At 71.7% G+C, this 12,848-nt stretch carries 12 protein-coding genes and 2 tRNA genes; 8 read left to right on the top strand and 6 right to left on the bottom strand.

Features of this window, described 5'->3' with window-relative positions:
• Positions 1 to 86: 86 nt before the first annotated feature.
• Positions 87 to 158, top strand: a tRNA-Gln gene (locus ACFUJ1_RS06990).
• A gap of 106 nt (positions 159 to 264) precedes the next feature.
• A tRNA-Glu gene (locus ACFUJ1_RS06985) sits at positions 265 to 337 on the top strand.
• Positions 338 to 386: 49 nt separating this feature from the next.
• Here the strand turns inward: ACFUJ1_RS06985 and ACFUJ1_RS06980 are convergent.
• Positions 387 to 887, bottom strand: coding sequence for a pyridoxamine 5'-phosphate oxidase family protein (locus tag ACFUJ1_RS06980; RefSeq protein WP_378643451.1), 501 nt, complete (start codon positions 885 to 887; stop codon positions 387 to 389).
• 30 nt (positions 888 to 917) lie between these two features.
• Positions 918 to 1,619: an IclR family transcriptional regulator gene (locus ACFUJ1_RS06975; RefSeq protein ID WP_378610974.1), complete on the bottom strand. Its 702-nt coding sequence runs from the start codon at positions 1,617 to 1,619 to the stop codon at positions 918 to 920.
• 76 nt (positions 1,620 to 1,695) lie between these two features.
• Here ACFUJ1_RS06975 and leuC point away from each other — a divergent pair, with 76 nt between their 5' ends.
• From leuC to ACFUJ1_RS06960, 3 genes are all read left to right on the top strand, one after another.
• Positions 1,696 to 3,120: a 3-isopropylmalate dehydratase large subunit gene (gene leuC / locus ACFUJ1_RS06970; RefSeq protein WP_378643448.1), complete on the top strand. Its 1,425-nt coding sequence runs from the start codon at positions 1,696 to 1,698 to the stop codon at positions 3,118 to 3,120.
• 32 nt (positions 3,121 to 3,152) lie between these two features.
• The gene (gene leuD / locus ACFUJ1_RS06965; RefSeq protein WP_378643446.1) at positions 3,153 to 3,761 is read left to right on the top strand and encodes a 3-isopropylmalate dehydratase small subunit; all 609 of its coding nucleotides are present in this window, start codon (positions 3,153 to 3,155) and stop codon (positions 3,759 to 3,761) included.
• 156 nt (positions 3,762 to 3,917) lie between these two features.
• On the top strand, positions 3,918 to 4,682 hold the full coding sequence (locus tag ACFUJ1_RS06960; RefSeq protein ID WP_378643443.1) for an HU family DNA-binding protein: 765 nt from the start codon (positions 3,918 to 3,920) through the stop codon (positions 4,680 to 4,682).
• A gap of 168 nt (positions 4,683 to 4,850) precedes the next feature.
• On the opposite strand, the gene ACFUJ1_RS06955 is transcribed toward ACFUJ1_RS06960, so the two are convergent.
• From ACFUJ1_RS06955 to cofC, 3 genes are all read right to left on the bottom strand, one after another.
• Positions 4,851 to 5,765 (bottom strand): NUDIX domain-containing protein, encoded by a 915-nt coding sequence (locus ACFUJ1_RS06955; RefSeq protein WP_378643441.1) that lies wholly within the window; start codon positions 5,763 to 5,765, stop codon positions 4,851 to 4,853.
• A 38-nt stretch (positions 5,766 to 5,803) separates the two neighbouring features.
• Positions 5,804 to 7,972, bottom strand: a complete 2,169-nt coding sequence (locus ACFUJ1_RS06950) for an RNA degradosome polyphosphate kinase (RefSeq protein WP_378643438.1) — start codon at positions 7,970 to 7,972, stop codon at positions 5,804 to 5,806.
• Positions 7,973 to 8,045: 73 nt separating this feature from the next.
• Positions 8,046 to 8,741, bottom strand: a complete 696-nt coding sequence (gene cofC / locus ACFUJ1_RS06945; RefSeq protein ID WP_233019806.1) for a 2-phospho-L-lactate guanylyltransferase — start codon at positions 8,739 to 8,741, stop codon at positions 8,046 to 8,048.
• A gap of 31 nt (positions 8,742 to 8,772) precedes the next feature.
• Here cofC and ACFUJ1_RS06940 point away from each other — a divergent pair, with 31 nt between their 5' ends.
• Complete coding sequence (locus ACFUJ1_RS06940; protein ID WP_378643435.1) at positions 8,773 to 9,783, top strand: NAD(P)H-dependent glycerol-3-phosphate dehydrogenase; 1,011 nt, start codon at positions 8,773 to 8,775, stop codon at positions 9,781 to 9,783.
• 67 nt (positions 9,784 to 9,850) lie between these two features.
• A complete protein-coding gene (locus ACFUJ1_RS06935) occupies positions 9,851 to 10,942 on the top strand; it encodes a D-alanine--D-alanine ligase family protein (RefSeq protein ID WP_378643433.1) in 1,092 nt (363 codons plus the stop codon).
• Here the strand turns inward: ACFUJ1_RS06935 and ACFUJ1_RS06930 are convergent.
• A complete protein-coding gene (locus ACFUJ1_RS06930) occupies positions 10,939 to 11,655 on the bottom strand; it encodes a DUF3515 family protein (RefSeq protein ID WP_378643430.1) in 717 nt (238 codons plus the stop codon). The genes ACFUJ1_RS06935 and ACFUJ1_RS06930 overlap by 4 nt on opposite strands.
• Positions 11,656 to 11,754: 99 nt before the next feature.
• On the opposite strand from ACFUJ1_RS06930, the gene ACFUJ1_RS06925 reads away from it, so the two are divergent.
• On the top strand, positions 11,755 to 12,840 hold the full coding sequence (locus ACFUJ1_RS06925; RefSeq protein WP_378643775.1) for a thiamine-phosphate kinase: 1,086 nt from the start codon (positions 11,755 to 11,757) through the stop codon (positions 12,838 to 12,840).
• The last annotated feature ends 8 nt before the right edge of the window (positions 12,841 to 12,848 follow it).

Here is a 12,848-nt window from a genome sequence, read left to right as displayed (position 1 = left end):
ACCCCGGCCCCTTTGGTACTCTTCTTCCCGGCCGGAAAACGCCCTCTCGCATTCAGCCGGAAGCGAGGTCGGGGTCGCCTGGTCATTGGGGTATGGTGTAATTGGCAACACAGCTGATTCTGGTTCAGCCATTCTAGGTTCGAGTCCTGGTACCCCAGCGGAGAGCCGATCGCCGAAAGCGTTCGGACCCCGGCGATTTGGTCGCCGGGCTCCCGCCAGCTAAGCTGGCAACCGCCTCCCGGAAGGGAAGCACAAGCAAGTCCTGGCCCCGTCGTCTAGCGGCCTAGGACGCCGCCCTCTCAAGGCGGTAGCGCGGGTTCGAATCCCGTCGGGGCTACAACCGCGAGGCCCCCGATCCACTCGGATCGGGGGCCTCGCGCTTTTCGTCAGGAGGGCTCGCCGAGGGTGCTCCCGCCCAGCGGCATGGCGGGCATCCCCAGCTTGCGGTGATCCCAGGAGCGCACCCGCTCCGGCACCACCCGCACCGCGATCCGCTTGTGCAGCATCTGCTCGACCAGCGGCCGGAGGTCATCGGTGTACGGGCCGGTGTAGCGCTCCCAGACGCTCACCCCCACCGCGAAGAGCCGCTCCGGGTCGTCCACCACCTCGGCGCGCCCCTCGATCGACACCCCGCGCAGCTGGTCGTAGGTGTCGCCGGCCTCGACCAGGCAGGTCACCCGCGGATCGCGGCGCAGATTCACCGCCTTCTGCGACTTCGCCTTGGTCTCGAACCACACCTCGCCGTCGAGCAGGGCGTACCACATCGCGGTCAGGTGCGGCACGCCCTCCTTGCCGATGGTGGCGAAGGTGGCGACCCGGCTGGTCTCCAGGAAGCGGGTGATCTCCGCCTCGGCCATCACGATCTGCGTGCGTTGGTTGACTCCCATGCCGCCACTCTAGAACGTGTTGCAGTCGGTTCAGAGCCGCTTCTGCAGCGCCTCCGCCGCCGCGACCAGGTCGGCGGCCCAGCGCGCCCCCGGCCTGCGGCCCATTCGATCGATCGGGCCGGAGACCGAGATCGCCGCGACCACGGCGCCGGAGACGTCGCGCACCGGGGCCGAGACGCTCGCCACGCCCGCCGCCCGCTCGGCCGCGCTCTGCGCCCAGCCGCGCCTGCGCACCTCGGCCAGCGCGCGCTCGCCGAAGACCGCCTCGGCGAGCAGGTCGCGCTGCAGCTCGGGGTCGGCCCAGGCCAGCAGCACCTTCGCCGCCGAACCGGCGGTGAGCGGTAGTCGCGACCCCACCGGAACGGTGTCCCGCAGCCCCACCGGCGGCTCCAGCGCGGCCACGCAGACCCGGGAGTGGCCGTCCCTGGCGTAGAGCTGCACGCTCTCGCCGGTGATCTCGCGCAGCCGGGGCAGTACCGCGCCCGCGGCGTCGAGCAGCGGGTCGGTCGCCCCGACGGCCAGCTCGGCGAGGGCGGGGCCCGGCCGCCAGCGGCCCTGGTTGTCCCTGGCCAGCAGGCGGTGCACCTCGAGGCCGACGGCCAGCCGGTGCGCGGTGGCCCTCGGCAGCCCGGTGCGGGCGCAGAGCTCGTTCAGGCCGCACGGCTCCTCGGCCACCGCGTACAACACCGTCACGGCTTTGTCCAGGACCCCGATGCCGCTATGCTGTCTCATAGAACGATACTAACGTCTCGTATTCTGGGATTCAAAAACGAATCCACCAGCCCCTGGTACGGAAGGTGATCCAAGAATGGCCGATCGTCCACGCACACTGGCCGAGAAGGTGTGGGAGCAGCATATCGTCGCGCGCGGGGAGGGCGAGGGCGCCGCCCGCGAGCCCGACCTCATCTACATCGACCTGCACCTGGTGCACGAGGTGACCAGCCCGCAGGCCTTCGACGGGCTGCGCGCGGCCGGGCGCCCGGTGCGCAGGCCGGACCTCACCATCGCGACCGAGGACCACAACGTCCCGACCACCGACATCGACAAGCCGATCGCCGACCCGGTCTCCCGCACCCAGGTGGAGACGCTGCGGCACAACTGCGCCGAGTTCGGCATCCGGCTGCACCCGATGGGCGACCTGGACCAGGGCATCGTGCACGTGGTCGGCCCGCAGCTCGGGCTCACCCAGCCGGGCATGACGGTGGTCTGCGGCGACAGCCACACCTCCACGCACGGCGCCTTCGGCGCGATCGCCATGGGCATCGGCACCAGCGAGGTGGAACACGTGCTCGCCACCCAGACGCTCTCGCTGCGCCCGTTCAAGACCATGGCCATCACCGTGGACGGCGAGCTGCCCGCAGGCGTCACGAGCAAGGACCTGATCCTGGCCGTGATCGCGAAGATCGGCACCGGCGGCGGCCAGGGCTACGTCCTTGAGTACCGGGGCGAGGCGATCCGGGCCATGTCCATGGAGGCGCGGATGACGGTCTGCAATATGTCGATCGAGGCGGGTGCGCGGGCGGGCATGATCGCCCCGGACGCGACCACCTACGAATTCCTGAAGGGCCGCCCGCACGCGCCGCAGGGCGCCGACTGGGATGCCGCCGTCGCGGCCTGGGACCAGCTGGCGACCGACGAGGGCGCGGTATTCGACGCCGAGGTGCACATCGACGGCGCCGCGCTGACCCCGTTCGTCACCTGGGGCACCAACCCGGGCCAGGGGCTGCCGCTCGGCGCGACGGTGCCGGACCCGGCGGAGATCGCCGACGAGTCCGAGCGCGATTCAGCCGCCAAGGCGCTGCGTTACATGGATCTCGTTCCCGGCACCCCGCTGCGCCAGGTCACCGTCGACACCGTTTTCGTCGGCTCCTGCACCAACGGCCGGATCGAGGATCTGCGCGCGGTCGCCGATATCTTGCAGGGCAGGCGTGTCGCCGACGGCGTGCGCATGCTCGTGGTGCCGGGAAGTATGCGGGTGCGCGCGCAGGCCGAGCAGGAGGGGCTCGGGGATATCTTCACCGCCGCGGGCGCGGAATGGCGGCAGGCGGGCTGCTCGATGTGCCTGGGAATGAATCCCGATCAGCTGGAGCCGGGTCAGCGCTGCGCCTCGACCTCGAATCGCAACTTCGAGGGCAGGCAGGGCAAGGGCGGCCGGACGCACCTGGTCTCGCCGCTCGTCGCCGCCGCGACGGCGGTGCGCGGAACGCTCTCCTCACCCGCGGATCTGGACTGACGACCACCCGAACCCCACCCGGAGGAATTTCCATGGAACCGTTCACCGTGCACAAGGGCATCGGCGTGCCGCTGCGCCGCTCGAACATCGACACCGATCAGATCATTCCCGCGGTTTACCTCAAGCGCGTCACCCGCACCGGATTCGAGGACGGGCTCTTCGCGGCCTGGCGGACCGATCCGGACTTCATTCTGAACACCGCGCCCTATGATCGGGGCAGCGTGTTGGTCGCCGGACCGGATTTCGGCACCGGGTCGTCCCGTGAGCACGCGGTGTGGGCACTGTCGGACTACGGCTTTCGAACGGTGATCTCGTCGCGTTTCGCCGACATCTTCCGTGGGAATGCGGGTAAGGGCGGGTTGGTCGCCGCGCAGATGTCACAGAATGATGTCGAAATGCTCTGGAAGTTGCTCGAGGAACAGCCGGGGTTGGAATTGGTTGTGGACCTGCGGGCACGCACCGTGACGGCAGGAACCGTCGTGTTGCCGTTCGACATTGACGACTACACTCGGTGGCGTCTCCTGGAGGGTCTGGACGATATCGGACTGACACTCCGCCAGGAAGCCCGGATCGGGGCCTATGAAAGCCAAAGGCCGGCATGGAAACCCGCCACCCTTCCGGAGCGTATTTCGCAGGCGTAATCACCTCGGGCCGTTAGCTGCGCTACATGGAGGCCGGTAGCTGGACGTGTGCTAAACCACATGAATTTTGGCGTGGCACATAGACTCTTGCCCAAACTGGGTTTACCGTGGTACCTAGTCGGTCCGACGACGGGCCATTAGTCTGCGGAGGATTCAATGAACAAGGCGGAACTGATCGACGTTCTGACCGAAAAGTTGGGTACGGACAGGCGCACGGCCACCGCGGCAGTCGAGCACGTGGTCGACACCATCGTCCGCGCCGTCCACAAGGGTCAGAGCGTCACCATCACCGGCTTCGGCGTCTTCGAACAGCGCAAGCGCGCGGCGCGCGTCGCCAGGAACCCGCGCACCGGCGAAACCGTCAAGGTGAAGCCGACTTCGGTGCCGGCATTCCGGCCGGGTGCGCAGTTCAAGGCCGTCATCGCGGGCAAGCAGAAACTCGCGGCGAGCGGCCCGGCCGTGAAGCGCGGCGTGAATGCGCCGGTGGCCGCGAAGAAGACGGCGGCCAAGAAGACCGCGGCGGCCAAGAAGGCGACGGCGGCCAAGAAGACCACCGCCGCCGCCACCAAGGCACCGGCCAAGACCACCGCCCGCAAGGCGGCGACCAAGGCACCCGCCACCAAGGCCGCGGCCAAGAAGACCACCGCGACCAAGGCACCGGCCACCAAGGCCACCGCCACCAAGACCGCGGCGAAGAAGGCTCCGGCCAAGAAGACCACCGCCGCGGCCACGAAGACGGCCGCCACCAAGGCTCCGGCCAAGAAGACCACCGCCACCAAGGCGGCGGCCACCAAGACGGCGGCGGCGAAGAAGGCCCCCGCCAAGAAGACCGCCACCGCGGCCAAGACCACCGCGGCGAAGACAACGGCGGCGAAGAAGACCACCGCGGCCAAGAAGGCACCGGCCCGCCGTAGCAGCTGAAACCCAGCTCACGACGGTGTCCGTGACATCCGTACCGGCGTCCACCGCGACCGGTCGGTGCCATCGGAACGCGGTGCGGCGCAGCCGGAAGACCAGATCGTCCTCCCGGCCCGCAGGCAGACGGAAAACGGCCCCGGGACACCGACCCCGGGGCCGTTCTCGCGCCCGCTACTCCTCGGTGTCGTCCACGTAGAGCCGCCGGTCCAGGTGGTCGGCGGCCACCATGCGGCCGTCGACGAAGGAGAGCACCCAGACGCTGCCCTTGCGGTTCCGCGCGGGCGGCAGCGTGAGGCCGTCGGCCGCCGCCCACTCGCGCATCAGGTGCGGGATCACCTTGCCCTGGCTGCACACCACCCGGACGGCGCTGTCCGACACCAGCTCCCGGATCCGGGTCAGCGCGGCCGCCGGATCGGCGGCGTAGGCGTCCTCGGAGAGCGCGGGCTCCAGCCCGACCTCGACCCCGAGCGAACCGGCGAGCGGGGCCACCGTCTGCACGCAGCGCACCGGGTCGGCCGAGAACACCTGCCGCGCACCGAAGGCGAGCAGGTTCGGCACCAGCGTCAGCGCCTGCTCGGCGCCGGCCGGCTCCAGCGGGCGCTCCCGGTCCGGGCCCGCGTACTTGCCGCGCTGCCCGGCCTTGGCGTGCCGGACCAGGAGCAGCGTGCTCGTCCGCGGGGGCAGATTGCCGAAGGTGCGCAGCACCTGCCGGTCCATCGGGTAGGAGAGTTCCCGCATCACCTTGTCCGGCGAGTGCCAGACCAGGTCGTCGATCTCGTCGCCGGGGTCGAATTCGCCCTCGCCGGCCTCCGCCGCCCAGTAGTCCACCCGCTTGAGCTTGTGCCCGGTGACCGGGTAGCTCACGTGCCCGAGGTAGCGGCCGAGCACGCAGCGCACGCCGGTCTCCTCGGTGATCTCGCGCACGGCGGCCAGCACCGGCGACTCGCCCGGCTCCAGCTTGCCCTTCGGCAGCGACCAGTCCCGGTACTTGGGCCGGTGCACGAGCGCGATCTCGATCTCGCCCCCGCGCGCCGCCCGCGCCGGGCGCCACAGCACGGCGCCCGCGGCGTGGATGTCGGCGGTCACGCGAGGATCCAGGAGGGAGCTGTCATCCCGCGTCCCGCTCACTGCTGTTCCGGCCTCCGCAGCCGCATCAGCGATTCCTGGTGGTCGCGCACCTGCACGTCGTCCGGGTCGCCGCTGGGCTGCGCCAGCCAGCTGCCGTCCGCGGCGAGCACCCAGCACCGGGTGGCCGGGTGCAGCGCGGAGTCGAAGACCCCGTCCAGCTGCTCGCGCAGCTTGGGATCCTTCACCTGGGCCATGACCTCGACCCGGCGGTCCAGGTTCCGGTGCATCATGTCCGCCGAGCCGATCCAGAACTCGTTCTGCGCGCGGAAGTGCATCACCCGGGAATGCTCGAGGAACCGGCCGAGGATCGAGCGCACCTCGATGTTCTCGCTCATCTCCGGCACGCCGGGGCGCAGCCCGCAGATGCCGCGGACCACGATCTGCACCTGCACCCCGGCCTGCGAGGCGCGGTAGAGCGCGTCGATCACCTGCTCGTCGACGAGGGCATTGGCCTTCAATCGGATCCGGGCCTGCTCGCCCTGCTGCGCCAGCTCGGTCTCGCGCTGGATCCGCTCGATGATCCCGGCCCGCACGCCGTGCGGGGCGACCAGGATGTTGCGGTAGTCCTCCTTGCGGGAGTAGCCGGTGAGCGAGTTGAACAGGTCGGTCAGGTCGGCGCCGATCTCCGGTGCGGCGGTGAGCAACCCGACGTCCTCATAGAGCCGCGCGGTCTTCGGGTTGTAGTTGCCGGTGCCGATGTGGCAGTAGCGCCGGATGGTGGAGCCCTCGCGCCGTACCACCAGGCAGGTCTTGCAGTGCGTCTTGAGCCCGATCAGGCCGTAGACCACGTGCACGCCCGCCTGTTCCAGCGCGCGGGCCCACTTGATGTTGGCCTGCTCGTCGAAGCGCGCCTTGATCTCCACCAGCGCGACCACCTGCTTGCCCGCCTCGGCGGCGTCGATCAGCGCGTTCACGATCGGCGAGTCGCCGGAGGTGCGGTACAGCGTCTGCTTGATGGCGAGCACCTGCGGGTCCGCCGCCGCCTGCTCGATGAAGCGCTGCACGCTGGTGGAGAAGGAGTCGTAGGGGTGGTGCACCAGCACGTCGCCCTCGCGCAGCGCGGCGAAGACGTTGCGCGGGGTCTCCCGCTCGCCGAACGCGGCCGGGGTGGCCGGAACGTACGGGGTGTCCTTGAGATTCGGCCGGTCGACGCCGTAGACCTGCATGAGCGAGGAGAGGTCGAGCAGCCCCGGCACCTGGATGACGTCGCGCGGGTCGACCTCGAGCTCGCGCAGCAGCAGGTCGAGCATGTGCTCGGTCATGTCGTCGGAGACCTCGAGCCGCACCGGGGAGCCGAAGCGGCGCCGGGCCAGCTCGCGCTCCAGCGCCTGCAGCAGGTCCTCGTCCCGGTCCTCGTCGACCTCGAAATCGGCGTTGCGGGTGATCCGGAAGGAGTGGTGCTCCACCACCGTCATGCCGGGGAAGAGCAGGTCGAGGTGGGCCGCGATCAGCTCCTCCATGGGCAGGAAGGCCGCGATCGGGGTGGCCGTCTCGGTGCGCCGCACCCGGACGAAGCGATCCACGTTGTCCGGCACCTTGACCCGGGCGAAGTGCTCGCCGCCGGTGGTGGTGTCCTTCACCGTGACGGCCAGGTTCAGGCTCAGCCCGCTGATGTACGGGAAGGGGTGCGCCGGGTCGACCGCGAGCGGGGTGAGCACCGGGAAGACCTGGTCGTGGAAGTAGCCCGACAGCTTCTCGGCCTCGGCGACCGAGAGGTCGCCCCAGCAGATGATCTCGATGCCCTCCTCGGTGAGCGCCGGATCCACCGAGTCGAGGAAGACGCCCGCGTGCCGCTGCGCGATCTCCCGTGCCCGCGCGGCGATCAGCTCGAGCTGCTCGCTCGGCGACCGGCCGTCCGCGGAGCGCACCAGCAACCCGGTCTCCGCCCGCCGCTTCAGCCCGGCGACCCGCACCATGTAGAACTCGTCCAGGTTCGATGCGAAGATCGCGAGGAACTTGGCGCGCTCCAGCAACGGCAGCGACTCGTCCTCCGCGAGCGCCAACACCCTGGCGTTGAAGTCCAGCCAGCTGAGTTCCCTGTTGAGGTAGCGATCACGTGGCAACTGAGCAGTCGCCGGATCGGCCAGCAGCGGGGTGGCAGCCGGGGGGGCGGAGGGGAGCAACTGCTGCTTGACGGTTTCCGTATCGCTCACGTCTTCGATCATCCCCTACGAACCGCTCGGTGCGCAGTGTGGCATCGGTGAATGCCGCGTGTCTCACCCGGGCCGTGGCGACCATCTAGCATACCGGGTGGACGGGTTCGTGAACGGCGCTCGGATACCCGATGTCGGTCAGGACAGCAGTGGTCGCCGGACCGGCCCCGAGCCGGAGGATCAGCTCCAGATCGGCGCCGGTGTCCACGTCGTGCCGCAGCCCCGGCCAGTCGCCGTCCAGCGGGAAGGCGCCACCGGTCACGTGACGTAGCGCGGAACTCGGCCCGAATCGTGGCGCAAGCGGCGCGAATCCGTCCAGCTGCAGCAGCGCGGCGGTGCCCTCGCCGGTGTGGTCGGTGACCATCGCGCGGCGGCCGGGCGGCGCCGCGGCCAGCACCTCGGCCAGCTCGGCCGGGCGCAGCGCGGGCAGATCCGCCTGCATCGCCACCAGCGCGACCGGGCCGTGGCGGCGCCGCACCGCCTCGGCGGCCGCGGTCAGGGCGTTGTTCAGCCCGTCCGGGGCCAGCCCCGCGCCGGGGCCGCCCGGGTCGGGGTGCGCGACGGCGCCGAGCGCACGGGCCAGCGCGGCCACCGCCTCGTCCGGGGTGACCACGGTGACCGAATCGATCGGCGCCGCGGCCAGCGCGGCGTGCACGGTGTCGGTGAGCATGGCGAGCGCCAGCCGCGAGCGATGTTCCGGGCGTAGCCGATCGGCCAACCGGCTCTTGGCGCGGTCCAGGCTCTTCACCGCGATGACGGCGTGCACGGCGTGCGGACGCATGACCCCGATCCTTCCATGACATATTGGGCGGATGACACGGGCGGCGGTACTGGGTGCGGGTTCATGGGGTACTGCGTACGCCAAGGTCTTGGCCGACGCCGGAACCGAGGTCACGATCTGGGCGCGCAGGCCGGAGGTGGCGAAGGCGCTCGCCACCGAGCACCGCAATCCGTTCTACCTCGCCGACGTGCAGCTCCCCACCGTTGCCGCCACCGACGACCACGAGCGCGCGCTGGACGGCGCCGACATCGTGGTGCTCGCGGTGCCGTCGCAGTCGCTGCGCGGCAACCTCGAGCACTGGAAACCCGCGCTGCGCAGGGCCCTCGACGAGAACGACGCCTCGCTGCTCAGCCTGGCCAAGGGCATCGAGACCGGAACCCTGCTGCGGATGAGCCAGGTGATCGCCGAGGTGACCGGCGCCGACCCGGGCAGCGTCGCGGTGCTCTCCGGGCCGAACCTGGCCAGGGAGATCGCCACCGGCCAGCCCGCCGCGACGGTGATCGCCTGCAGCGACGAGGCGCGCGCGGTCGCGCTGCAGCAGTCCTGCGCCACCGGGTATTTCCGGCCGTACACCAATGTCGACGTGGTCGGCTGCGAGATCGGCGGCGCCTGCAAGAACGTCATCGCGCTGGCCTGCGGCATCGCCTCCGGCATGGGGCTCGGCGACAACTCGGTGGCCAGCCTGATCACCCGCGGGCTCGCCGAGATCATCCGGCTCGGGGTCGCGCTCGGCGCCGAGCCGGTCACCCTCGCCGGGCTGGCAGGCGTCGGTGACCTGGTCGCCACCTGCACCTCCCCGCTCTCCCGCAACCGCTCGTTCGGGCACGTGCTCGGCGCGGGCGGGTCCATGGAGGCGGCGCAGGAGGCCACGCACGGGCAGGTGGCGGAAGGTGTCAAGTCCTGTGGATCGGTGCGCGCGCTCGCGGCCGCGCACGACGTCGAGATGCCGCTCACCGACGCGGTGAACCTGGTCTGCCACGAGGGGCTGTCGGTGCGCGAGGCGGTGGGCAACCTGCTGGGCAGGCGGATCAAGCCGGAGTGAGAGCTGCACCACCCGGTGCGGGCCGGGGCAGCTCACGCGTGCCCCCTTTACAGGTACGGTTCCCAGCATGACGAACCGGATTCGGGTCGCCGTCGTCTTCGGCGGGCGGAGCAGCGAGCACGCGGTGTCGTGCGTGTCGGCGGGCAGTGTGCTGCGTCACCTCGATCCGCGGCGCTTCGAGGCGGTACCGATCGGCATCACCACCGAGGGCACCTGGGTGCTCGGCGGCGCCGAGGTGGCCGCGCTCGGCATGAGCCACGGCGCGCTGCCCGCGGTGGACGGCACCGGCACCGCGCTCGCGCTGGCCGCCGACCCGAGCCGCCCCGGCGCCCTGGTCGCGCTGGACGACCCGGCCGCGGTGCTCGGCGCGGTGGACGTGGTCTTCCCGGTGCTGCACGGGCCATGGGGCGAGGACGGCACCCTGCAGGGGCTGCTCGAGCTGGCCGGGGTGCCCTACGTCGGGCCGGGGGTGCTGGCGAGTGCGGCGGGCATGGACAAAGAGTTCACCAAGAAGTTGCTTGCCGCCGACGGCCTCCCGGTCGGCGAGCAGGTCGTGCTGCGCCCCGGCGTGCCGACGCTGACCGCGGAGCAGCGTGCGGCGCTCGGCCTTCCGGTCTTCGTCAAGCCCGCGCGCGGCGGCTCCTCGATCGGCATCACCCGGGTGGCCGACTGGGACCGGCTGGACGCGGCGATCGCGACGGCGCGCGAGCACGACCCCAAGGTGATCGTGGAGGCCGCGATCCTCGGGCGCGAGGTGGAGTGCGGGGTGCTGGAGTTCCCGGACGGGCGGGTCGCGGCCAGCGTGCCCGCGGAGATCCGGATGCCGGAGACCGCCGCCCCCGACTTCTACGACTTCGAGACCAAGTACCTCGACGAGGTCTGCGAATTCGACGTGCCCGCCAAGCTGAACGACGATGTCGCCGCCGAGATCGGCGAGCTCGCGGTGCGCGCCTTCCGCGCGCTGGACTGCACCGGGCTGGCCCGGGTCGACTTCTTCGTGACCGAGCGCGGGCCGGTGATCAACGAGATCAACACCATGCCCGGCTTCACCCCCATCTCCATGTACCCGCGGATGTGGGAGGCGACCGGGGTGGAGTACCCGGCGCTGGTCAGCACGCTGATCGAGACGGCGCTGGCCCGCGGGACCGGGCTGCGCTAGTTCGGCAGCGGGTTCGGGTCGAGCGGGCGCTCCGGCATGGTGGCGGTGATCGCGTCCGAGACCGCCTGCAGCGGGGTCGGGCCGGAGCCGTCCGGCACGGTGAAGCCGAGGTAGGTCTCGCGGTCGACCGCGAACCAGGTGCTGCCCGCGGCCGCCGGGTCGCGGATCTCGAACCACTGCACGTTGTTCACGATCTGCAGCGCCGAGGCGCGGTTGAACTCCAGCGGGCGGTCCAGGCCGCAGCGGAGCACGATCGGCTCGGTGGCGGGGTCGTCGCGCTGCCAGGCGCGGGTACCGGGCGGTACCGGGTCGACCAGTTCGGCGCGGCGGTAGTCGTCGATGTCGTCCGGGAGCGCAGGGAGCAGGGCGGTGCAGGCGGGGCCGTCGGCCTGCGGGGCGGGGACCGGGCCGAGGGCGATGGGTTCGCGCTCGACCGGGGTGCGGGCGGCGATGAAGGCGGCGACCAGGATGCCGACGATCAGCGTCACCGGGAGGGCGACGGCGGTGGCGATCAGGGCCGGGGGATAGGGGCGGGTGGCCGGTCCGGGGGGCGTCGGGTCGCCGTCGGCCCTGTGCTCGGCCGGGCTGTGGCCGGGTTCGATCGGCTCGCTGTCCTCCGGGGCCCGCGACCCGGCCTCGCGCTCGCCGAGGCCCTGGCCGGGCGTGCCTGCCGGGTGCTCGCCCTCGTTCCGATCCGGCGCGTCGGCGGCCATGCCAACCGCTCCCTCCTGGTCGTCCGGCCCGGCGCGGTGTGCGCGGGCCCGCCCAGGGTACCGTCGGGGCGTTTCCGACCGGGACGGCGAGGAGGGGTCATCGGCGCCGACGACAGCACCGCGACCGTGCGCGAACTGGGCGAATTCGCGCTCATCGCGCGGATCAACGCGGGCCGCGCGCAGGCGCCCGGCGTCCTGCTCGGCCCCGGCGACGACGCCGCCGTGCTGGCCGCGCCGGACGGCAGGCTGGCGGTGACCACCGACATGCTGGTGCAGAACCGGCACTTCCGGCTGGACTGGTCGGCGCCGGAGGAGATCGGCCGCAAGGCGATCGCGCAGAACGCCGCCGACGTGGTCGCCATGGGCGCGGTGCCGACCGCCTTCGTCGTCGCGCTCGGCTGCCCCGGCGAGACGCCGGTCGCGGTGATCGACGGCCTCACCGCCGGGATGTGGGCCGAGGGGGCCCGTGCCTGCGGCGCCTCCATCGCAGGCGGTGATCTGGTGCGCAGCCCGGAGCTGGTCATCGCGGTGACCGCCTTCGGCGATCTCGCCGGCCGGGCGCCGGTGCTGCGCTCCGGCGCGCGGGCCGGTGACGTGGTTGCGGTGGCCGGTCGGTCGGGGTGGTCGGCCGCCGGGCTGGACATCCTGCTCGCGGAGACACCCGCGGCACGGAGGGTCGGCCGGGGCGCGCGCGCGGCAGGCGGCGACGCGCCCGAGGCCGGCCTCGGCACCGCCCCGCGGATCGATGCCCTGCGCACCGCCGCGCTCGCCGCGCACCGCGTTCCGCGACCGCCGTACGCGGCGGTGCTCGACGCCCTGCGGGCGGGCGCGCGCCCGACGGCGATGGCCGACACCTCCGACGGCCTGCTCGCCGATCTCGCGCACATCGCCGAAGCCTCCGGCGTCGCCGTCGACCTCGACTCAGCCGCGCTCGCCGACCCCGCCCTCGCCGAACTCGCGACCGCACTGGAACGCGATGCGGCGCAATGGATCCTGACCGGCGGCGAGGATCACGCCTTCGTCGCGACCTGGCAGGCGGAGACCGAACTCCCGCCGGGCTGGCGCGCGATCGGCCGCGTCACCGCAGGCAGCGGCGTCACCGTCGACGGCGCCGGGCACGCGGGCCCCCGCGGCTGGGAATCGTTCTCCGGGGCGGAGTCGCCGCCTGTCGGTGATCCGCGATAGGTTGTCGG

The organism is Nocardia sp. NPDC057227 (assembly GCF_042669725.1).
Taxonomy (GTDB): domain Bacteria; phylum Actinomycetota; class Actinomycetes; order Mycobacteriales; family Mycobacteriaceae; genus Nocardia; species Nocardia asteroides_A.
This window is presented reverse-complemented; position numbering and strand designations above follow the sequence as displayed.

Coding starts and splice junctions, on each gene's coding strand:
- cofC (WP_233019806.1), bottom strand. CDS start 8,741: ATGCGTCCGCACGCCGTGCACGCCGTCATCGCGGTGAAGAGCCTGGAC.
- ACFUJ1_RS06950 (WP_378643438.1), bottom strand. CDS start 7,972: ATGATCGAAGACGTGAGCGATACGGAAACCGTCAAGCAGCAGTTGCTC.
- ACFUJ1_RS06930 (WP_378643430.1), bottom strand. CDS start 11,655: ATGGCCGCCGACGCGCCGGATCGGAACGAGGGCGAGCACCCGGCAGGC.
- leuD (WP_378643446.1), top strand. CDS start 3,153: ATGGAACCGTTCACCGTGCACAAGGGCATCGGCGTGCCGCTGCGCCGC.
- ACFUJ1_RS06940 (WP_378643435.1), top strand. CDS start 8,773: ATGACACGGGCGGCGGTACTGGGTGCGGGTTCATGGGGTACTGCGTAC.
- ACFUJ1_RS06960 (WP_378643443.1), top strand. CDS start 3,918: ATGAACAAGGCGGAACTGATCGACGTTCTGACCGAAAAGTTGGGTACG.
- ACFUJ1_RS06980 (WP_378643451.1), bottom strand. CDS start 887: ATGGGAGTCAACCAACGCACGCAGATCGTGATGGCCGAGGCGGAGATC.
- ACFUJ1_RS06935 (WP_378643433.1), top strand. CDS start 9,851: ATGACGAACCGGATTCGGGTCGCCGTCGTCTTCGGCGGGCGGAGCAGC.
- leuC (WP_378643448.1), top strand. CDS start 1,696: ATGGCCGATCGTCCACGCACACTGGCCGAGAAGGTGTGGGAGCAGCAT.
- ACFUJ1_RS06975 (WP_378610974.1), bottom strand. CDS start 1,619: ATGAGACAGCATAGCGGCATCGGGGTCCTGGACAAAGCCGTGACGGTG.